This window comes from Ralstonia sp. 22086 (assembly GCF_052045975.1).
In the GTDB taxonomy this organism is placed as follows: domain Bacteria; phylum Pseudomonadota; class Gammaproteobacteria; order Burkholderiales; family Burkholderiaceae; genus Ralstonia; species Ralstonia wenshanensis.
Genome location: NZ_JBQEPZ010000006.1, coordinates 146,508 through 167,241, shown reverse-complemented (window position 1 = coordinate 167,241; position 20,734 = coordinate 146,508). Strand labels below are relative to the sequence as shown.

Here is a 20,734-nt window from a genome sequence, read left to right as displayed (position 1 = left end):
CGCCTGGCGAATCGACCTGACCGCTCATGACCGAACTCGAATTCAAATCGCTGGCCGACCAGGGCTACAACCGCATTCCGCTGATTGCCGAGGCATTGGCCGACCTGGAGACGCCGCTGTCGCTGTACCTGAAGCTGGCGCAATCGCACGACCGCGGCACGCACACGTTCCTGCTGGAATCGGTGGTGGGCGGCGAGCGCTTCGGGCGTTACTCTTTCATCGGCCTGCATGCGCACACGCTGCTGCGCTCCAAGGGCAATCGCACGGAAGTCGTGACCGACGGCAAGGTGGTGGAAACGAACGAAGGCAACCCGCTGGACTTCATCGCTGCGTTCGAGCGCCGCCAGAAAGTGGCGCTCCGCCCGGGCCTGCCGCGCTTCTGCGGCGGCCTGGCCGGCTACTTCGGCTACGACGCCGTGCGCTTCATCGAGCCGCGCCTGGCCGAAACCGCCCCGCCCGACGATCTGCAACTGCCCGACATCCAGCTCATGCTCTGCGAAGAGCTGGCCGTGATCGACAACCTGTCCGGCAAGCTCTACCTGATCGTCTACGCCGACCCGTCCAAGCCCGAAGCTTATTCACGCGCCAAGCAGCGCCTGCGCGCGTTGCGCACCAAGCTGCACCAGCCGGTGGACGTCCCGGTGACGTCGGCGTCCGTGCGTACCGACACCATCCGCGAGTTCGACAAGGCTGACTACATCACTGCCGTGCTCAAGGCCAAGGAATACATCGCCGCCGGGGACATGATGCAGGTGCAGATCGGTCAGCGCCTGGTCAAGCCGTTCCGCGACGCGCCGCTATCGCTGTATCGCGCGCTGCGTTCGCTGAACCCGTCGCCGTACATGTACTTCTACAACTTCGGCGACATGCAGATCGTCGGGGCATCGCCGGAAATCCTGGTGCGCCAGGAAGAGCGCCGTGTGCCGGCTGCTGAAAATAACGGCAACGGCGCAGACGAATCCGCCCGCATCGTCACGATCCGCCCGCTGGCCGGCACGCGCCCGCGCGGCAACACGCCCGAGCGCGACGCAGAACTCGCCACCGAGCTGCTCAACGATCCGAAGGAGATCGCCGAGCACGTCATGCTGATCGACCTGGCGCGCAACGACATCGGCCGCATTGCCGAAATCGGCTCGGTCAAGGTAACCGACCAGATGGTCATCGAGAAGTATTCGCACGTGCAGCACATCGTCAGCTCGGTCGAAGGCCGGCTGAAGCCCGGCATGACCAACATGGACGTGCTGCGCGCGACCTTCCCGGCGGGCACGCTGTCGGGTGCGCCCAAGGTGCGCGCGATGGAGATCATCGACGAGCTGGAACCCGTCAAGCGCGGCATCTACGGCGGCGCGGTGGGCTATCTCTCATTCTCGGGCGAGATGGATCTGGCCATCGCCATCCGCACCGGCATCATCAAGGACGGCAATCTCTACGTGCAGGCTGCCGCCGGCGTCGTAGCCGATTCCGACCCGGATGCCGAATGGAGAGAGACCGAACACAAGGCGCGCGCCGTGCTGCGTGCCGCCGAGCAAGTGCAAGACGGCCTCGACGCCGATTTCTGAGGTTAAGGAGACCACCATGCTGTTGATGCTCGATAACTACGACTCCTTTACCTACAACATCGTCCAGTACTTTGGTGAACTCGGCCAGGACGTGCGCACGTATCGCAACGACGAGATCACGATCGAAGAGATCGAAAAGCTGAACCCGGAGCGCATCTGCCTGTCGCCCGGCCCGTGCACGCCGACCGAAGCCGGCATCCTGGTTCCGGCGCTCAAGCACTTTGCGGGGCGCGTGCCCATCCTGGGCGTATGCCTGGGCCATCAGGCCATTGCCGACGCGTTTGGCGGACGCGTGATCCGCGCGCAGAAGGTGATGCACGGCAAGGTCAGCACCATTGAAAACACCGGCGTAGGCGTGTTCGCCAACCTGCCGCGGCATTTCAAGGTGACGCGCTATCACTCGCTGGCGATCGAGCGCGAAACGCTGCCGGACTGCCTGGAAATCACCGCCTGGACCGAAGACGGCGAGATCATGGGCGTGCGCCACAAGACGCTGCCGGTGGAGGGCGTGCAGTTCCACCCGGAATCGATCCTGTCGGAACACGGCCACGCGCTGCTCGGCAACTTCCTGAAGGAACGCGTCTGATGCGCGGCGCGTGGGCAGTAGCGCTGGCGATGATGGCAAGCCTGCCGGCGATGGCCGGTACGCTGGAAGCCTGCCGCGCCGCCCAGCCCGAAGCCGGGAACGTCGCCCGCTGCGTGCAGGCCGCACGCAAGTCGGCACTGGCCGAACTGACCGCTGTTGAATCGGCACGTCGCAACATGCTGCGCGCCCGCATTGCCGACAACCCCGGCACGGACCGTGGCGCCGCCATGGCATTCGACCGCACCGTACGCGCACACCAACTCTACCGGCAGGCCGAATGCGACCTGCAACGCCGCCTGGCCCGCAATGCGCCCGATGCCGATCTGGCTGAAGCCGCATGCGAGGCCGATCTCTCGCGCGAGCGCATCGGCGCCTTGCGCGACGCCGCACAGCCGGTCACCCCGGCTGCGGCTCCGGCGGCGCCCAACTGAATACGGAACGACCATGTCCATCACTCCGCAAGAAGCGCTGACGCGCTGCATCGAGCACCGGGAAATCTTCCACGACGAAATGCTGCACCTGATGCGGCTCATCATGCGCGGCGAGATGTCGCCCGTCATGGCAGCCGCCCTCACCATGGGGCTGCGCGTCAAAAAAGAGACCATCGGCGAAATCGCGGCCGCTGCCACCGTGATGCGCGAATTCGCCACCAAGGTCGACGTGCCCGCTGAGGTGTCCGATCACTTTGTCGACATCGTCGGCACAGGCGGCGACGGCGCCAACACCTTCAACATCTCCACCGCTTCGATGTTCGTGGCGGCGGCGGCCGGCGCGCGCATCGCCAAGCACGGCGGACGTGGCGTCAGCTCCAAGTCGGGCAGCGCCGATGTGCTCGAAGCGCTGGGCGTGAACATCATGCTCACGCCCGAACAGGTGGCCGAGTCGATCGAGACGGCGGGCATCGGCTTCATGTTTGCGCCCAACCACCACCCCGCCATGAAGAACGTCGCCCCGATCCGCAAGGAGCTGGGCGTGCGCACGATCTTCAACATCCTGGGGCCGCTGACCAACCCGGCCGGCGCGCCCAATATCCTCATGGGCGTGTTCCATCCGGACCTGGTCGGCATTCAGGTGCGCGTGATGCAGCGCCTGGGCGCCAAGCACGCCGTGGTCGTCTACGGCAAGGACGGCATGGACGAGGTGTCGCTGGGTGCTGCCACGCTGGTCGGGGAACTGAAGGACGGCGTGGTGACCGAATACGAAATTCACCCCGAAGACTTCGGGCTGCAGATGGTCTCCAACCGCAGCCTGAAGGTGGCCGACGCTGACGAGTCCAAAGCCATGCTGATCGAAGCGCTCGAGAACAAGCCCGGCACGCCGCGCGAGATCGTCTCGCTCAACGCCGGTGCGGCACTGTACGCGGCCAACATCGCTGGCTCGATCGGCGACGGCATGAAGCTGGCCCGCGAGGCGATCGCCTCCGGCGCGGCACGTGCCAAGCTCGACGAACTCGTGCGCGTCACCAACCAGTTCAAAGCCTGATATGTCCGACATCCTGCAGAAAATCCTGGCCGTGAAGGCCGAAGAAGTGATCACCGCGCGCAAGCACCGCGATCTCGCCAGCGTGCGCGCCGAAGCCGAAGCCAACCGCAACGACAGCACGCTCGGGGCCCGCGGCTTTGCCAAGGCGATGCGCGAGAAGATTGCCGCTGGGAACGCGGCGGTCATCGCTGAAGTGAAAAAGGCATCGCCGTCCAAGGGCGTGCTGCGCCCGAACTTCAAGCCAGCCGACATCGCCCGCAGCTATGCGGAGCACGGCGCCGCCTGCCTGTCGGTGCTGACCGACGAGCAGTTCTTCCAGGGCCACGCCGATTACCTGCGCGAGGCGCGCGCCGCCTGCCCGCTGCCGGTGCTGCGCAAGGATTTCATGGTCGACCTGTACCAGGTGTACGAAGCGCGCTCGTGGGGCGCCGACTGCATCCTGCTGATCGTCGCTGCGCTGGACCAGGGCCTGATGGAAGAACTCGAAGCGTGCGCGCTCGAACTCGGCATGGACGTGCTGGTGGAAGTGCACGACGGCCATGAGCTGGACCGCGCACTGCGTCTGCAAACGCCGCTGGTGGGCGTGAACAACCGCAACCTGCGCACGTTCGAAACGTCGCTCGACAACACGCTCGGCTTGCTCAAGCACATGCCGGACGATCGCATTGTCGTCACGGAATCCGGCATCCTCACGCCGGACGACGTGCGCAAGATGCGCGCCGCCGCCGTCAACGCGTTCCTCGTCGGCGAAGCCTTCATGCGTGCAGACGACCCGGGCGCCGAACTGGCCCGCCTGTTCGCCTGAGCGCCACACAATGGCCCGCGAGATTGAACTGAAGCTGGCCGTATCGGCCGGCACGCACGACGCGCTGGTCGGCTGGCTGGACGCCCATGCGCAGGCCGCCGGCTCGGTGGAATTGGCCAACGTCTACTACGACACACCCGACCAGGCGCTGGCACGCAACCGCGCCGCGCTGCGCGTGCGCCGTCAGGGCAGCCAATGGCTGCAAACGCTGAAAACCGCAGCAGTGAGTACGTCCGGTTTGAGCGCCCGCCATGAATGGGAGGTGCCGCTGCAGAACGACGCACTGTCCGTCGATGCCTTCGTCGCAAACAACGCCGCCGAAGCTGCCGACCATGTCCGGCCACACGCGGCTGCACTCGCCCCGCTGTTCCGCACCGACTTCACGCGCCGCCTGTGGCGTGTCGCAGCGGATGGCGGCGACATCGAGATCGCGCTGGACGCTGGCGCCATCCTCATCCCCGGCACGCAGGCACGCGAGCCGATCGATGAACTGGAACTGGAGTGGAAGCCCGCCGCCGGCAGCACGCTCGCCGAAGATGCGATTGCCGAGCGCCTGCACGCCTGGACGCAGACGCTGCGCGCGGCCGTGACCGGCCTCACGCCACTCGACATCAGCAAGGCGCAACGCGGCTACCAATTGCGCGCTAACGCCACTGGGGGCCAGCCTTGACGCGACGCGCCAATCCGGCGCAAGCCGCCCTCTTCGATGAACCCGCAGCGGACACGATCGCCGTGGGTTTCACCCCGCTGGCCCAGCAGTTCGACGCCCTGCCTGCCGACTGGAAGGCGATCCTCACGCCTTGCATCGCGCAGGCCAACTGGCCCGAGTTGTGCGCCTTTGTCGATGGCGAGCGCGCAGCGGGCAAGCCGATCTTTCCGACGGATGTCTTTCGCGCGCTGCACCTGACCTCGGTGGACGATGTGCGCGTCGTCATCCTCGGCCAGGATCCGTATCACGGCACGGGCACCGTCGATGGCCGCGAGATTCCGCAGGCGCACGGGCTGGCGTTTTCGGTGCCGGCCGGCGTGCGCGTGCCGCCAAGCCTGCGCAATATCTACAAGGAAATCGAAGCGGAATTCGGCTGCAAGCTGCCCGGCGCCTCCGGCAACCTGGAAGGCTGGGCACAACAAGGCGTGCTGCTGCTGAACACGGTGCTCACCGTCGAGCAAGGCCAGGCCGCAAGTCACGCCAAGCGCGGGTGGGAACGCATTACCGATTGCCTGCTGGAGCAGCTCGCGCGCGTCGGTCACAAGCGCGTGTTCATGCTCTGGGGCAGCCACGCGCAGGCCAAGCGCGCGCTGCTGTCGGACGGGCATCTGGTGCTGGAGGCGCCGCACCCGTCGCCGCTGTCAGCGCATCGCGGGTTCTTGGGGTGCGGGCATTTCAAGACGGCCAATGATTGGCTGGCAGCGCAGCATCAACCGACCATCGATTGGCTGAAACCGCAAGCCGCGTGAGCCGCACGCGGACCATGCAGCCCCATCGACGAGCCGCTAAGCGCCGGTCTTGACTGTCTGGCGGCCGAGTCCGACTCTCCAAGGCTCGACTTTGACTCCCCGGGGCCCGAGTCCGACTCTCCGAGACTCGAACTCCACTCTCCGAGACTCGAACTCGACTCTCCGGAGCTCGAGTTCGACTCTCTAAGGCCCGGCTTCGACTCTCCGAGACTCAACTTCGGCCTTCGGAGGGTGACCTTTGACGCCGGGATACCGGATGTCGACTGTCTATAGCTCGTCTTCCGCGCTTTGACCGCCGTCGTCGAGGGTCCGAGGTTCAGAGCAGTCGTGGTGGAAGATCGCCGCGGTGCGAGGGCCTTTCAGCAGCCCGGCCGCACCTAGTCCTTCGAAATACGCAGCGCCCGCCCCAACGCCCCGCAGCGCAGCGCGATCTTGGCCGTATCGGCCCGCAGGGCCTGCAGGCGCCGCTCCAGCAAGTGCATCGCCGATAGCGAGTCCGATTCTGCTGCCGCATCCACCATGCGGGAACGGGCGGATTTGTCGGCGAAGTCGGCAGCGCCCAGTTCTTGCGTATCGCGCGGACGCACGCCCCAACCGCCTTCATGCACGGCCTGGTCGAAACGTTCCTTGGCGCGCGCGAGGCTTTCGAGCGCGGCTTCGGCGGTCTGTTCGACCAACGCGCGGGTGTCGGCTTCGTCCAGTTCCTGCGCGCGCTGACGCATCAGGATGCGCACCGCTGCCACATGCGCGGCCACTAGGTAGTTCTGGACGATGAAGCGGTTGAGGTTGTCGACGGCGCGGTGGCGGCTCTTGGGCTCGTCCAGCATGCGCGCGAAGGCCGAAATCAGCCCCGTGAGCGATTCCATGTACTGCTTGCGCTGCACGCGATAGGCGAAATCGTCCTTGAGCGTGCCGAGCAGCAGCTCACGCGCGGCCTCGATAAAGCGGCGGTTGGTGCGCAGCACGTCGTCCACCAGCTTGGGCAGGTTGCGATATTCCCAGGCGGGCAGGACGTAGCTGAAGGCAGTGGCGATGGCCGCCCCGATCAGCGTATCGACCAGCCGTTCACCAATGGCGCCCTTGCTGCCCGGCAGCAGCAGGTTGATCTGGATGAGCACCTGCACGCAGGCGGCAATGGCCGTGTAGCGGTAGCGCACGGTGACGAACGCCGCGCTGGCGGCGGTGGACAGGTACAGCACGCCCATCAGGATCCACGTCGAATGGGTGAATCGCAGAATCACCGCCGCGATCACGCAGCCGATCAGCGTGCCAAGCACCCGATCAAAGTTGCGCTGGCGCGTCATGCTGAAGGTCGGCTTGAGGATCACGACAATCGTCAGCAACACCCAGTAGCCGTGCGACGCATAGGGCAGGTGGTCGGCAATCCATAAACCGGCAGCCACCGCCATCGAGATGCGCAGCGCAAAGCGCAGCACCGGAGACCGCCAGGTCAGTTCTTCCAGCACCAGGCGCAGTTCGTACTTCTGGCGTGTGAGGAACGGCGTCATATCCGGGCGCAGCAGCACCTGCGACGGCTCGACCTGCGTGTCGGTGGCGGCATGCAACTGCGTCATCAGGCGGATCGCACCGCGCACCGTGGCCACCGATTCCTCCAGCGCTGCGATGGCTTCGATGGGCACGCCATGGTGGTTATGTTGCAGTTCGTGCAGCGCGCCTTCAATGGCGGCCATCTCCTGGTCATACGACATCGGCGTGGGCGATGGCCGATCACGCCCGACGGCATAGGCGACGCCTTCGATGTCCAGGCGCATGCGTTCGATCACGTCGCGCAGCAGGCGCATCACCTCGGCGTCGGCCAGCCACTGGCGCAGCACGGGGTAATCGGTGTTCGACGACAGCAGGTACTCGTAGATGTCGAGCATCCGCATGTGGATCTGCACGAGGCGCCCGTCGCTGGCGGTGCGGTTGTCGCGGAAAACAAAATCGCGCGCCACCTGCTGCTTGTCGGCCACCGAAATCTGCTGGCGCACGAGCGCATTGAACTGTTCGTCGAAATCCTTGGACGCGTCGTAGAAGCCGGCTTTGCGCTCCACGTACACAGCCAGTTCGTAGAGGCATTCGGCCAGCACCTGCTCTTTGATGCGGCGCCGCTGCCCCCACGCCACCGCCATCGCAAAGGCCATATAACCGATGGCGCCGAGGAAGAACTGCAGGGTGTGCTCCACCGCTTCGCGAAAAGCGAATTCCTCGGTAAAGGTGAGCGTCATGACGAAGAGCGCCGCGAACTGCAGCGGCATCGTCTTGTTGCCGTACGCCACCATGAGCCCCGCGAGGAAGCTCACCACCACGATCACCGCCGGCAAGATGGCGTACGGCGTCACCACCGCTACGAGAAACGTGACGGCGGTGGTCAGCAGCACGCACGCCATCATCTCGTTGAACTTGTGCCGCAGCGGGCTGGGCAAGTCCATGAGGCTCGTGCACAGCGCGCCGATCGACACCACCATCGCGCCCTGCAGGTCCATCACCAGCAGCGCGAGCAGCGTCAGGCCGATCACGCCCGTGGCAGTACGGATGCCGCGCGAGACGTAATGGCTGTAAAGGAACGTGCGCGGATCGTGGACGTAATCCATCGGGTCAGGCGACGCGCGTCAGGCCGACTTGCCGCGCGCCACCTTGCGCGCGGCCGCTCGCTTGCCCAGCCACGCCGAGCGCAGCGGCGACGGCTCCGTTGCCAGCGCCAGCGTGAATTGCGGCGTCGCATCGGCGGCGAGCTTCACGTTCAGCGTCATCAGTTCGTCGCGGCGGAACACGTGCACGGGCACGGTATCGCCGGCGCGATGGCGCGTGAGCGTCTTGTCGAGCTGGCCCGCCGGCACGCGCAGGCCGTCCACCGCAACGATCAGATCGCCGGCGGACAAACCACTGCGCTGCGCCGGGCTATCGTCGAAGACCTGCTGCAGCTTGACGAAGCCGTTTTCGGCAGCGGTCTTGACGCCCAGCGCGAGCGCCGTATCGGCGGCCTTGCGCGTGGCGCTCACGCCTATCGCCTTGAACAGCGCGGGCAGCGGCGGGTCGTCGCGGCCTTCGCTCAACTGGCGCACCAGCGTGCGCAGGCGCACACCCGTGGTTTCTTCCATCAGGCTGATCAGCCCCGCTTCGGTCACGCCGCGCTGCGTGTGGCCGGCGGCATAGAAATCACGGCCGTATGTCACCCACAGGGCGCGCATCACGTCGTCGAGCGAACGTTCGCCATGGGTCTGCGTGCGGATCGTCAGGTCCAGCGCCAGCGCAACCAGCGAGCCCTTGGTGTAATAGCTGACGATGGCATTGGGCGCGTTTTCGTCCTGGCGGTAATACTTCGTCCACGCGTCGAACGAGCTTTCTGCCACGCTCTGCTTCAATCGGCCGCTGCCACGCAGCACGCCGTTCCACGTCTTGCTGAGCATCTCCAGATACTGGGCTTCGGAGATCAGGCCCGAGCGCACCAGCATCAGGTCGTCGTAGTAGCTCGTGAAACCTTCAAACAGCCACAGCAGCGGCGTGTGGACCTCGCGGTCGAGTGCGTATGGCACGAAGGTGGCCGGCTTGATGCGCTTGACGTTCCAGGTGTGGAAATACTCGTGGCTGACGAGGCCCAGGAAAGTGCGATAGCCCTCGGTGGTTTCATCGCGCCCGGCCACGGGCAGATCATTGCGCGCGCACATCAGCGCGGTGCTCGCACGGTGTTCCAGGCCGCCGTAGCCGTCGGTGGTGACCATCGTCATGAAGACGTAGCGGCGGTTGCTGTCGACGAACGGCGCCGTGGCGGTGTGGGGCTCGAACAGGCGGATCTGCGCTTCGCAGATGCGCTTGAAGTCGCGGGCGATGCGTTCCAGATCGAGGTTGGGCACGCGGCCGGTAAAGACGGCGTCGTGCTGCGCGCCGCAGGCCTCGAACGACACCAGCTCGAACGTGCCCATCTCGACTGGGTGGTCGATCAGCTCGTCGTAATCCGCCGCTTCGTACCAGCCAAAGCCGTAACGCTTGGCGCCGGCCTTGCCCTGGACGCGGCCGGTGGCCTCGCGCAGCGCGGTGGCCACGCGCCAGCCCCGGTAGGCATCTCCGGCGGGCGGCTGGATGTCGACGAGGCAACGCCGGTCGTCCGCGCCTTCCACGCGCAGGAACACCGACGTGCCGTTGAAGAAGCCGTGCGTGGCGTCCAGATGGGCCGCGCGCACCGACAAGTCCCACGCATAGACGTCGTATGAAACCGTCAGCGGCCCGCTGCAGGGGGCGGCCCACCACGTGTGCTTGTCGACCTTGGTCAGGCGCACCGGCCTGTCAGCCGACGATGCCTCGATCCGCACGATGTTGCGTGCGAACTCTCGGATCATGTAGCTGCCCGGAATCCACGCCGGCAGCGAGAAACGCTGGCCCTGGCTGTCGGGCGCGTCAACCGTGACGGTGACGGTGAAAACGTGCGCCTCGGGCGCGGCGGGGGCGATGGTGTAGCGGATCGGCTTCATGGCGGACATTGTAGCGTTGCCGTCCCACGCTGCCGAAGGCAAATCGTCCGCAAACCCGCCTGCCAGCCTATCGGTTGACGTCCACCACGACGCGCCCGCGCATCTTGCCGGCCATGATGTCGTGGGCGGCGCCGATGGCCTCGGAAAGCGTCACTTCGCGCGTGATGGCGGCCAGGCGATCGGGCAGCAGATCGGCGGCCAGGCGCTGCCACGCGGTCTGGCGCAACGCACGCGGTGCCATCACGCTGTCGATCCCGTACAGCGTCACGCCACGCAGGATGAACGGCGCGACGGTTGCGGGAAAATCCATCCCCTGCGCCAGCCCGCACGCCGTGACCACGCCGCCATAGCGCACCTGTGCGCACGCGTTGACCAGCGTGTGCGAGCCCACCGAATCGACCACCGCCGCCCAGCGCTCCTTCTGCAGCGGCTTGCCCGGGGCGGAAAGCTCGGCGCGATCGATCACCTCCGCCGCGCCCAGCGCCTGCAGGAAATCGGCCTCGCTCGTCTTGCCGGTCGATGCCACCACGCGATAACCCAGCTTGCCGAGCAGCGCGATGGCGATCGAACCCACGCCGCCCGACGCGCCGGTCACCAGGACCGCGCCGTCGCCCGGCTTCACGCCGGCGCGCTCCAGCGCCAGCACCGACAGCATTGCCGTGTAGCCCGCCGTGCCAATCGCCATGGCCTGCCGCGCATCGAGCCCCGCCGGCAATGCCACCAGCCAATCGCCTGAAAGCCGCGCCTGCTGGGCAAGGCAACCCCAGTGCGTCTCGCCGACGCCCCAGCCATTGAGCACGACCGCATCGCCAGTCCGCCAATCCGGGTGCGACGAATCGAGCACGACGCCCGCGCCATCGATACCGGCCACCATCGGCCACTTGCGCACGACGGGGCCTTTGCCGGTGATGGCCAGGCCGTCCTTGTAATTGATGGTCGACCAGTCCACGCGGATCAGCACGTCGCCAGCGGTCACATCGTTGGCAAGCGCTTCGGGCGTGGACAACGCCGCGTCATCAAGGTCGACGATGTGGGCCAGCGGCCCGCCATCCTGCTTTTCCAGCATCAGCGCGCGAAACGACATGCCAAGTCTCCGAAGGTGAATTGAATGCAAGCGCCCAAAGAAAAAGCGCCGGATCGACCGGCGCTTCCTTCGTGCGAATTACGACTTCTTGAGCGCGGCGAACTTGCGCTCCAGCGTGGCCGCGTCGATCAGGCCCGGGGCCCGGGTGCCGTCCGGGAAGATGATGGCCGGCGTGCCGGTCACGTTCAGTTGCTGGCCCAACTTCAGGTTGGCCTCCAGCGGCGTGTCGCAGGTGCCGGCGCCGCCCGGGGCGGTCTTGGCGGTCATCCAGTCGCGCCAGGCCTTGGCCCGGTCGGCCGAGCACCAGATCTGCTTAGCCTTGGTGTTTGAGTCTTCCGACAGAATCGGGAACAGGAAGGTGTAGACCGTGATGTTGTCGACCTGCGTGAGCATCTGCTCCAGCTTGTGGCAGTACGGGCAGTTCGGATCGGAAAACACGGCGATCTTGCGTGCGCCGTTGCCCTTGACCCACTTCACGGCGCGGTCCAGCGGCAGGTCCGACCACTTCACGCGGTTCAGCTCGGCCAGGCGCTCTTGCGTGAGGTTGGTGGCGGTCTGCGTATCGAGCAGGTCGCCGTTGAGCACGTAGCGGCCGGTGGCGTCGCTGTAGACAACCTGGCTGCCGAGGTTGATTTCGTACAGGCCGGCCAGCGGCGACTTGGTGACGCTCTTGATCTCCACGTTCGGGCCCAGGGCCTTCTGTACCGTGGCCTTGACCTTGTCCAAGGCGGGCTCGGCGGCACCGGCGCTCAACACATAGCCTGCGCCAATAGCTGCCACTGCCACCGCAGAGGCGATGGCCGCCACCCGAATACGAAACGACATAACGACTCCTGGAACCCCGAAAAACCACAAACCCGCTGAGACTGCCTCAGCCGAGTGCGTGCTTGATCAACAAGCGTTTGATAAATGGCGTCATGCCCACCATGCGCATCCCCGCGTTGCGTACCGTGCGGGGCAGCGCGCCCGGCAGGGCGAACAGTTTGTGCAGTCCATCAGTGGCGGCCGTGAGCGAAAGCAGATCTTCGCGGCGGGCACGCTCGTAACGGCGCAGCAACCTGAGATCGCCATGATCGCGCATGGTTTCACGTTCCGCCATCACGCGGCCAATTTCCGACACATCCCGCAGCCCGAGGTTCATGCCCTGTCCAGCCAGCGGATGGATCACATGGGCCGCATCGCCCACCAACGCCACGCGCGGCGCGACGGCCCGGCTGGCGTGTTGCAGCACGAGCGGGAAGCCCTGCGCAGGCGTGATGTTCGACAGACGACCAAAGCGCGCGGCGATGGCGCCACCGGCCGCGGCTTCCACCGCGCGGCACAGCGCCTCCGGCGACAGCGCGAGCAGCTCGCGGGCGTGGTCTTCGCTGGCGGACCACACCATCGACACGCGCCGATCGGGCAGCGGCAGCATCGCGAGGATCTCGCCGCGCAACGGGGCAGTGTCATCCGTTGCGGCAGCCTGCTCGGCGGACGCACCCAGGAACCATTGCCACGCGGTGTCCTGATGCCAGCGCTCGGCCTGGAAGTTGGCGACCACGCCAAGCTGGCGATACGGCTTCGCTTCAGCCTGGATGCCAGCCTGCTGACGCACCCACGAATGCTTGCCGTCGGCGCCGATCACGCATTCCGCGCGGATCGTCTGGCCGTCGGCCAGCGTCAGCTTTACGGCATCGGCTTCCATTTCGAAACCGGTGGCGGCGTGCGGGAACGTCTGCACCGTATGGGCGAAGCGCAGCGCGGTTTCCAGTGCGCGTTCGACCAGCGACGATTCAGCAATCCACGCCAGTTGGGGCGTGCCGGCTGCGTAGGCGGAAAAATGGAGGTCGGGGTGGGCATGCTCGCCGCGTGCGGCAGCGTCGTCGCCGAAGATCCGCATGTCGTGCACAGGCTGCACGCGCGTCATGTCGAGCGCTGGCCAGATGCGCAACTGCTCCAGCAACGCTTGGGAGCTGGACGAGAACGCGTAGACACGCGCATCCCAGGCATCCGGCCCGACCGGTGCGGAGGCTGGAGCGGGCGGGGCGATATGCGCGATGCGCAAGCCGATCTGCGCCAGCCGCAGCGCGCAGGCGCGCCCGACGATGCCGCCGCCCACCACGGCCAAGTGGTAAGGCGCTGCCTCCTTGGGCACAGCCTTGGAAGAGGAAAACGCGGGTGTATTCATGGTGCGCCGATTATAGCGGCGAGGGGTGGCCCAGCCTTGTGGCCGCGCAAATGTGTCACGGCCGACACTTGGCGGCGCCGCACCGCTGCTCGGTGTTTACGCCTACCCGCCCTGCGGCGAGACGCGGGCGCCACCCAAACCCATTGCAGCGCGCAGCGCACATATGCGGCGCCAATATGCCGATTGCGCCGCATATGTGCGAGGCAATTCGCCTGGCCGCAAACCCGCGATGTGATGCCGTTTCCACCCAAATTCAGCGACTCAAGCCATCCGTCGGGATGGACGATAAAAGCCGGGTAATTCGACGTTTTGACCCGCGCGACCCGCCGATACAGTGCGGGTCCGATCCACACATTCCTCATCGCCATGTGGACTTTCTCCGAACGCTCCACCCTCTCGCTGACGCTGGCCGCCCTGCTGGCACTGGCCGGCTGTGCGCAAATGCCCGCCCAGACGCCTGCGCCGGTGGCCCGCACCGCGCCCGCCGGCGAAGTCATGACCTTCGCCATCCCGCCTGATGCACTCGGCGCGCACGACCCGCAACTGACCGCCGTGCTGACCAAGGCAGGGGCACTGGCCGCTGCGCAAAAACGCCCCGCGACGATCCAGGTGGCCGCGCTAGCGCAGGATTTCCGCTACCTGAACCAGGCGCTATGGAACGGCGTGCCCGCGCAGCGCGCCGGCTACGTCCGCCTGGAAAACCTGACCGTCAGCGCCAGCCAGCCCTACAGCGTGACGATCCGCACGCAGGATTAAGAGGACCGTCATGCGTATGACCCATCTGTTCTTACCGCTCACCGTTGGCCTGCTGGCGATCCCGACCGTATCGGCCTTTGCCGCGCCACCCGACGCACTGATGCCGACGACAGCCGCGGCGCCCGACCGCGTCTATCCGCCCTTGCCCTCGCTGGCGATGCTGCCACCGGGCGGCGGGGCCGATATCGAAGCCGCGCCCGCCGTCCATACGCGCGGCGGCAAACGCAAGGTCGTGACCACCCAGTGGCGCAAGGCTACCGAGCCGGTGCCGCGCATGGTGGTCTCCGACGCATCGCATACGTATCTGGCCGGTATCGAGCGGCAGCTTGAAGTGGCCCTGCAGAAGTAATCAGAAACCGCCGGAGCCGCCATGCCCCTCGCCCGCCCTCTTCGTTTGAGCTGCAGCCGCGTTGTTGCGGCGCTTGTGCTGGCCGCCTCCAGCGTTGCTGCGCACGCCGCTTCGGGCGATTGCTTCGAGCAGGCCGGCACCTATCAGGGCGTCAACCCGACGGTGCTGCGCGCGATCGTGTGGTTTGAATCGAAGGGCGATGCGGGCGCCATCCACCGAAATGCCGACGGCTCGGTCGACATCGGCCAGGCGCAGATCAACTCGATCCACTTCAGTACGCTGGCCCGCTACGGCGTGCCGCGCCGCGCGCTGACCGACGCCTGCGTCAACGTGTTCGTGGCGGCGTGGCTGCTCAAGCAAAAAATGGTTCGCCATGGAAACACGTGGCGGGCCATCGGCGCGTACCACTCGGAAACGCCTGTCCACCGCGACGCCTATGCGCGCAGCATCCAGCGGGTGCTGATGTCGTGGGGAGAATTGCGGGCCGACCGCTGATTCGGGTCCGGCCCCGGAACCGCTCTGCGGCTCAGTAGTACGAGACGGCGGCGTACGCCTGACGTGCGCCAATGGCGCGGCGCTCGCCGCTGACCAGCCGCATCAACTCATCCTGGCGCGGGCAGACCAGCGCACGCACGCGGGCGTCGTTAGCCAGGATGCGCATCATCAGGTCACGCTTGCGTTGCACTTCTTCGTGCGACAAGGCCGGGCGCAGGCCGTGGCCCAGGCGCTCCATGTGGGCCGCGCATTCGCGCTCGAGCAAGCTCACTTCGTCCCAGTCGCCGCGTTCGGCAGCGTCCACCATGTCTTCGGACAGGCTCGCGATGGCCTCGTAGCAGGCGAACAGGCCGGCGCTGTCGGAAACCGTATGGATCGGGCGGGCGGCGGTGGCGACGGTCCAGGACATGCTGTGCTCCAGAATCAAACGTGTTGTTTGCGGGAAGCCAGTGCAATAGGCATGCCCGGCCGGCGCGCAGCCGTTTCCAACTCGCGCAGAAATGGCACTCAAGCCTTTGCCGGCTTGGCCCCGCAGGATACGGAGGGCATCTGGTGGCAGTCGTCACAGGCCCGAAAAACGGCCGCTTCAAGCGAAGTTGTTACGTTTCTGGAACGTAACGCGTAACGGGGCCCGTAACGCCTCCCCCCCCTCGTCCATGCGGCAGGGAAGCGCCTTGTTTGCCCAAAGCCGCACTCTAGAATGAGGACATCGCGCCACTGGCGGGCCATCGCGCGGAGGCCGATTGCCCACCACATGAGAACTCACATGGACCAGACGAATGTCGGGCACCCCGGCCTGCGCACAGTGCTGCTCACCAGCATCACCATGGTGGCGTTCGCGTCGAACTCGCTGCTGTGCCGGCTGGCGCTTCAACACGCGGCCATCGATGCGGCGAGCTTTTCCAGCATCCGGCTCGTGTCGGGCGCCGTCGTGCTGGCCGTCCTTGCGCGGGCAGGCGCGGGGCGGGCACCGCTAGCCCGTGTTGATTGGGCCGCCGCGACGATGCTCTTCGTCTATGTCGTCTTCTTCTCGTTTGCGTATCTGACGCTGAGCGCAGGCACCGGCGCGCTGATTCTGTTTGGCGCGGTGCAGCTCACCATGCTGGCGGCCGGCCTGCGTGCCGGCGAACGGTTTGAGGCCCTGGGTTGGGCGGGTTTTGCGCTGGCGGCGGGTGGGCTCGTCTATCTCGTATCGCCCGGCGTGACAGCCCCGACGCCACTGGGTGCCGCGTTGATGACGGTGGCGGGCATCGCCTGGGGCGTGTATTCGCTGCGCGGTCGCGGGCTCGACAATCCGCTGGCTGCCACTGCCGGCAACTTCCTGCGCGCCGCGCCCATGGCTCTCGCGCTGAGCATGTTGCTGTATGACCGCGCACACGCCAGCCCGGCCGGTATCCTGCTCGCGCTCGCCTCCGGAGCCCTCACTTCCGGCATCGGCTATGTGATCTGGTACGCCGCGCTCAAAGGGCTGTCGGCGATCCGTGCAGCGGCGGTGCAACTGTCGGTGCCGCCCATTGCGGCGTTCGGCGCCGTGCTGTTCCTGGCTGAGCCGCTGACCCCGCGCCTGGCTGCCGCATCCGCCGCCATCCTCGGCGGCATTGCGCTGGTGCTGGCCAGCCGCACGCAACGCAAGCCCGCCGAAGCCGCATCCCGGGGCTAGACCCGAGCCGGAGCGGTTACAATCACGCCTTTCCGTGAACGACGCGCACAGCCCGGATTCCACTGTGCTGCCGCCTCCCCCGCGTCACGCAACCCCTTGATTTAGAGCCTTTTTCACCATGAGCCTCCAATGCGGCATCGTCGGTCTGCCGAACGTCGGCAAGTCGACCCTGTTCAATGCCCTGACCAAAGCCGGCATCGCTGCCGAGAACTACCCGTTCTGCACGATCGAGCCCAACGTAGGCGTGGTGGAAGTGCCGGACGCCCGCCTGCAAGCGCTGGCCGACATCGTCAAGCCCGAGCGCGTGCTGCCGGCGGTGGTCGAGTTCGTCGACATTGCGGGCCTGGTGGCGGGCGCCTCCAAGGGTGAAGGCCTGGGCAACCAGTTCTTGGCCAATATCCGCGAGACGGATGCCATCACGCACGTGGTGCGCTGTTTCGAAGATGAAAACGTGATCCACGTCGCCGGCAAGGTCGACCCGATCGCCGACATTGAAGTCATCAACACCGAACTCGCCCTCGCTGACCTGGGTACGGTCGAAAAGGCGCTGCAGCGCTACACCAAGGCCGCCAAGTCGGGCAACGACAAGGAAGCCGCCAAGCTGGTCGCCGTGCTGGAGAAAGCCCAGAAGGTGCTGGATGAAGCGAAGCCGGTGCGTGGCCTGAACCTGACCGACGACGAGTGGGCAACCATCAAGCCGCTGTGCCTGATTACCGCCAAGCCGACCATGTACGTGGCCAACGTGCGCGAAGACGGCTTCGAGAACAACCCGCACCTGGACGCCGTGCGCAACTACGCCGCGCAGACGAATTCGCCAGTAGTGGCCGTGTGCGCCGCCATCGAAGCCGAAATCGCCGATCTGGATGACGCCGACAAGGCCGAATTCCTCGCCGACATCGGCATGGAGGAGCCAGGCCTGAACCGCGTGATCCGCGCGGCCTTCAAGCTGCTCGGCTTGCAAACGTACTTCACCGCCGGTGTGAAGGAAGTGCGCGCCTGGACGATCCACATCGGCGACACGGCCCCGCGCGCTGCTGCGGCCATCCACACCGACTTCGAACGCGGCTTCATCCGCGCTCAGACGATTTCGTACGACGATTTCATCCAGTTCAAGGGCGAACAGGGTGCCAAGGAAGCCGGCAAGATGCGCGCCGAAGGCAAGGAATACATCGTCAAGGACGGCGATGTGCTGCACTTCCTGTTCAACGTCTGACCAGCACAAGCGCAACGAAAAAGCCCCGCAATCGCTGCGGGGCTTTTTCATGGGCGACGCGAAAATGCAAGCCTGGGCAACAGGGTATCCCGCGTACCGGCCAGCCTTGTAACGTTGTGGCGATCCTGGATCACTTTTTTACATGCATGAAGGGCCGATAACGCAGCTTCGGTGCTCGACGGGGCGCATCGCCATGCCGTTTTCGCGTGTTGGGCACGTCGCTTGCGTAGGAACCTGGCAAATACGCTGAACCCCCGGCAGGCCGCTTCCGCCCGGGGCAGCCCGCCGCCCTGCCAGGCATTCAGCCAAGGCCATCGCCATCGGGGCGGCGCACTCGCCCGACGCCATGAGTTCGCAATCGCCTCCGCCCTTGTCCGTAGTGGACGACATCGACGACGCCATCGGTATTGGCAGCAACGCCGCCATCCAGTCGCGCGGAGTGTTGTTGTGCCTGTCCGAACCGGATTTACGCATCGATCAGGTGAGCGAAAACCTGGAGGCGGCCCTGGGTACGCCACTGGCCACTGCCCTGCACGCACCCGTCGACCGTGTGATCGGCACCGCCGGCCGCGAAGTGCTGGAGCGCGCCCTGGGCACACACAGCATCGACGGCCATCCGCTGTATATCGGCACGCTGCAGACGCCACACGGCCACGCGCTCGACGCGGTGACGCACCGGCACAAGCGCACGCTGATCCTGGAGCTGGAACCTGCCGCGCGTGCGGCCGACGGCGCGTTTGCATCGATGTATCCCCTGGTGCGCACGTTCGTCGCCAGCCTGCAAGCGGCCAGCACAGTCGATGCGCTGACGGACTTGGCCGCGCGCGAAGTCCGCCGCCTGACCGGCTTTGGCCGCGTCACGATCTACCGCATTGACCGCGATGGTTCCTTGCTGGCACTCGCAGAGGCGCGCGACGCGGCCTATGAGACGCTGGTCGGCACGCACCTGTCCGGCGCAGGCATGACGCCCGAACTGCATAGCCTGTATAGCCACAACCCCTTGCGCCTGGTGGCAGACGTGGACGATACGCCGGTGGGTCTGGTGCCGCCTCTGCATCCATCCACGGGGCGCACGACTGATCTGACGTACGCGGCCCTGCGCGCCGCGTCCGAAGCGCAGCGCGAAAACATGCGCCGCATGGGCGCCAAGGCCTCGCTCACGCTAGCGCTTACGGTGCGAGGCAATCTCTGGGGCCTGATCGCCTGCCACCATGCGACGCCCTGTTCGCTGTCGTTTGAAGTGCGCACGGCATGCGAACACCTGGCGCAGATTCTGTCGCTGCAGGTCGAAGCGAAGGAAGACCGCGCCGAGATCGCCCACCGGCTGGAACTGCGGCGCATCCTGGTGCGTCTGCTGGCGGCAATGGCCGATCGTGACCATTTCCAGGATGGCCTGATCGAACATCCCGCCGACCTGCTGCGCTTTGCCTCGGCCAGCGGCGCCGCCATCGTGCGCCAGGGAGAGTGCGTGCGCATCGGTGCCGCGCCTGACGAAGATGGCATCCTGCGCCTGACCGAATGGCTGGCCGACGAGCACCCCGGCGAGGTCTTCCACACCGACCGCCTGGCCGCCACCTATCCGGACGGCGCCGCGCTGCTACCCCAGGCCGGCGGCGTGCTGGCCGTGCAGGTGTCCCAACTGCATCGTCACTATGTGCTGTGGTTTCGCCCTGAAACCCCGCACACCGTACGCTGGGCAGGCGACGTGCCAGACATGGCCACCGACAGCGATACCGCGCACATGCTTGGCCACACGCGCCATTGGCAAGAACACATCGCCCACACCTCGCGCCCCTGGCGTACGAGCGAAGTGGAAACCGCCGCGGAGTTCCGCTACGCCGTCCTGAACATCGTGCTGCGCCGCGCTGAAGAGGCCGCGGAACTGACGAGCGAACTGCGCCGCGCCAATCACGAACTCGAAGCGTTTTCGTATTCCGTTTCACATGACTTGCGCGCGCCGCTGCGCCATATCGCCGGTTATGCCGAACTGCTCGACGAGATGGAAGGCCAGCATGTCTCGGCGCGTGGACGGCATTTTCTGCAGACGATCTCGGAGTCGTCGCGCTTTGCGGGCAAGCTGGTCGACGACCTGCTCACCTTCTCGCAAATGGGACGCGGCGCACTTCACCTGACCGATGTCGACCTCGCACAACTCGTGCGCGGCGTGGTGCGCGACCTGACGATCGATCAGGGGCGCCGCCATATCGAATGGAACATCGCCGCATTGCCCGTGGTGCGCGCCGACCCGGCATTCCTGCAACTGGCGATGCGCAACCTGCTCTCCAACGCCATCAAATACACGCGTGACCGTGATCCGGCACGCATCCATATCGACGCCGAACAGACCGACGCCGAAACCATCGTGCGCATTGCCGACAACGGCGTGGGCTTCTCGATGGAATACGTGGCCAAGCTGTTCGGTGTGTTCCAGCGGCTGCATCGCATGGACGAGTTCGAGGGCACCGGCATTGGTCTGGCCAATGTGCGGCGCATCATCGACCGCCATGGCGGCCGCACCTGGGCCGAGGGCGAACTCGACCGCGGCGCGACGTTCTACTTCGCGCTGCCGCGCGCGCCCGACCCGCAGGCGGCATCGGAGGCGGGCCTCCGCACACCCATGACTCGCGATGCCTGATCGTTCTTTCCACGTT

At 66.1% G+C, this 20,734-nt stretch carries 19 protein-coding genes; 13 read left to right on the top strand and 6 right to left on the bottom strand.

Features of this window, described 5'->3' with window-relative positions; genetic code table 11:
* Positions 1-26: 26 nt before the first annotated feature.
* From trpE to ACTJK6_RS23600, 7 genes are read left to right on the top strand one after another with little or no spacing between them, the layout of a single operon-like run.
* A complete protein-coding gene (gene trpE / locus ACTJK6_RS23630) occupies positions 27-1,559 on the top strand; it encodes an anthranilate synthase component I (protein ID WP_316659215.1) in 1,533 nt (510 codons plus the stop codon).
* A 16-nt stretch (positions 1,560-1,575) separates the two neighbouring features.
* Positions 1,576-2,145 carry an aminodeoxychorismate/anthranilate synthase component II gene (locus tag ACTJK6_RS23625; RefSeq protein WP_232041114.1) on the top strand — a complete coding sequence of 190 codons (570 nt, stop codon included), beginning with the start codon at positions 1,576-1,578 and terminating at the stop codon, positions 2,143-2,145.
* On the top strand, positions 2,145-2,576 hold the full coding sequence (locus ACTJK6_RS23620) for a lysozyme inhibitor LprI family protein (protein WP_232041115.1): 432 nt from the start codon (positions 2,145-2,147) through the stop codon (positions 2,574-2,576). Before ACTJK6_RS23625 ends, ACTJK6_RS23620 begins: the two co-directional genes overlap by 1 nt.
* 13 nt (positions 2,577-2,589) lie before the next feature.
* Positions 2,590-3,627, top strand: coding sequence for an anthranilate phosphoribosyltransferase (gene trpD, locus ACTJK6_RS23615; RefSeq protein WP_012436495.1), 1,038 nt, complete (start codon positions 2,590-2,592; stop codon positions 3,625-3,627).
* Position 3,628: 1 nt separating this feature from the next.
* Entirely contained in the window at positions 3,629-4,432 is an 804-nt protein-coding gene (gene trpC, locus ACTJK6_RS23610; RefSeq protein ID WP_440840289.1) for an indole-3-glycerol phosphate synthase TrpC, read from the top strand.
* A 10-nt stretch (positions 4,433-4,442) separates the two neighbouring features.
* Positions 4,443-5,102 carry a CYTH domain-containing protein gene (locus ACTJK6_RS23605; RefSeq protein WP_440840288.1) on the top strand — a complete coding sequence of 220 codons (660 nt, stop codon included), beginning with the start codon at positions 4,443-4,445 and terminating at the stop codon, positions 5,100-5,102.
* Positions 5,099-5,890: a uracil-DNA glycosylase gene (locus tag ACTJK6_RS23600; RefSeq protein WP_440840287.1), complete on the top strand. Its 792-nt coding sequence runs from the start codon at positions 5,099-5,101 to the stop codon at positions 5,888-5,890. The genes ACTJK6_RS23605 and ACTJK6_RS23600 overlap by 4 nt, the downstream gene beginning before the upstream one ends.
* 377 nt (positions 5,891-6,267) lie before the next feature.
* On the opposite strand, the gene ACTJK6_RS23595 is transcribed toward ACTJK6_RS23600, so the two are convergent.
* From ACTJK6_RS23595 to ACTJK6_RS23575, 5 genes are all read right to left on the bottom strand, one after another.
* Positions 6,268-8,484 (bottom strand): FUSC family protein, encoded by a 2,217-nt coding sequence (locus ACTJK6_RS23595; RefSeq protein ID WP_260804130.1) that lies wholly within the window; start codon positions 8,482-8,484, stop codon positions 6,268-6,270.
* Positions 8,485-8,502: 18 nt separating this feature from the next.
* Positions 8,503-10,359 carry a M61 family metallopeptidase gene (locus tag ACTJK6_RS23590; RefSeq protein WP_440840293.1) on the bottom strand — a complete coding sequence of 619 codons (1,857 nt, stop codon included), beginning with the start codon at positions 10,357-10,359 and terminating at the stop codon, positions 8,503-8,505.
* Between the two features lie 67 nt (positions 10,360-10,426).
* Positions 10,427-11,443: an acrylyl-CoA reductase (NADPH) gene (gene acuI, locus ACTJK6_RS23585; RefSeq protein WP_440840286.1), complete on the bottom strand. Its 1,017-nt coding sequence runs from the start codon at positions 11,441-11,443 to the stop codon at positions 10,427-10,429.
* Between the two features lie 78 nt (positions 11,444-11,521).
* A complete protein-coding gene (locus ACTJK6_RS23580) occupies positions 11,522-12,268 on the bottom strand; it encodes a DsbC family protein (protein WP_045203090.1) in 747 nt (248 codons plus the stop codon).
* 46 nt (positions 12,269-12,314) lie between these two features.
* Entirely contained in the window at positions 12,315-13,610 is a 1,296-nt protein-coding gene (locus tag ACTJK6_RS23575) for a UbiH/UbiF family hydroxylase (RefSeq protein ID WP_260804128.1), read from the bottom strand.
* 366 nt (positions 13,611-13,976) lie between these two features.
* Here ACTJK6_RS23575 and ACTJK6_RS23570 point away from each other — a divergent pair, with 366 nt between their 5' ends.
* Genes ACTJK6_RS23570 through ACTJK6_RS23560 form a run of 3 tightly spaced genes read left to right on the top strand, consistent with a single transcriptional unit; the run spans position 13,977 to position 15,210 of the window.
* Positions 13,977-14,366: a hypothetical protein gene (locus tag ACTJK6_RS23570; RefSeq protein ID WP_232041122.1), complete on the top strand. Its 390-nt coding sequence runs from the start codon at positions 13,977-13,979 to the stop codon at positions 14,364-14,366.
* Positions 14,367-14,376: 10 nt separating this feature from the next.
* On the top strand, positions 14,377-14,715 hold the full coding sequence (locus ACTJK6_RS23565) for a hypothetical protein (protein ID WP_260804127.1): 339 nt from the start codon (positions 14,377-14,379) through the stop codon (positions 14,713-14,715).
* Between the two features lie 21 nt (positions 14,716-14,736).
* On the top strand, positions 14,737-15,210 hold the full coding sequence (locus ACTJK6_RS23560) for a lytic transglycosylase domain-containing protein (protein ID WP_232041124.1): 474 nt from the start codon (positions 14,737-14,739) through the stop codon (positions 15,208-15,210).
* Positions 15,211-15,241: 31 nt separating this feature from the next.
* Here ACTJK6_RS23560 and ACTJK6_RS23555 read toward each other — a convergent pair whose 3' ends face one another.
* Positions 15,242-15,619 (bottom strand): flagellar protein FliT, encoded by a 378-nt coding sequence (locus ACTJK6_RS23555; RefSeq protein WP_092975627.1) that lies wholly within the window; start codon positions 15,617-15,619, stop codon positions 15,242-15,244.
* A 357-nt stretch (positions 15,620-15,976) separates the two neighbouring features.
* On the opposite strand from ACTJK6_RS23555, the gene ACTJK6_RS23550 reads away from it, so the two are divergent.
* The 3 genes from ACTJK6_RS23550 (at position 15,977) to ACTJK6_RS23540 (ending at position 20,718) form a co-directional block, all read left to right on the top strand.
* A complete protein-coding gene (locus ACTJK6_RS23550) occupies positions 15,977-16,870 on the top strand; it encodes a DMT family transporter (RefSeq protein WP_433865418.1) in 894 nt (297 codons plus the stop codon).
* A 118-nt stretch (positions 16,871-16,988) separates the two neighbouring features.
* Positions 16,989-18,083, top strand: coding sequence for a redox-regulated ATPase YchF (gene ychF, locus ACTJK6_RS23545; protein ID WP_252694972.1), 1,095 nt, complete (start codon positions 16,989-16,991; stop codon positions 18,081-18,083).
* Between the two features lie 346 nt (positions 18,084-18,429).
* Positions 18,430-20,718: an ATP-binding protein gene (locus ACTJK6_RS23540; RefSeq protein ID WP_440840285.1), complete on the top strand. Its 2,289-nt coding sequence runs from the start codon at positions 18,430-18,432 to the stop codon at positions 20,716-20,718.
* Positions 20,719-20,734 lie beyond the last annotated feature (16 nt).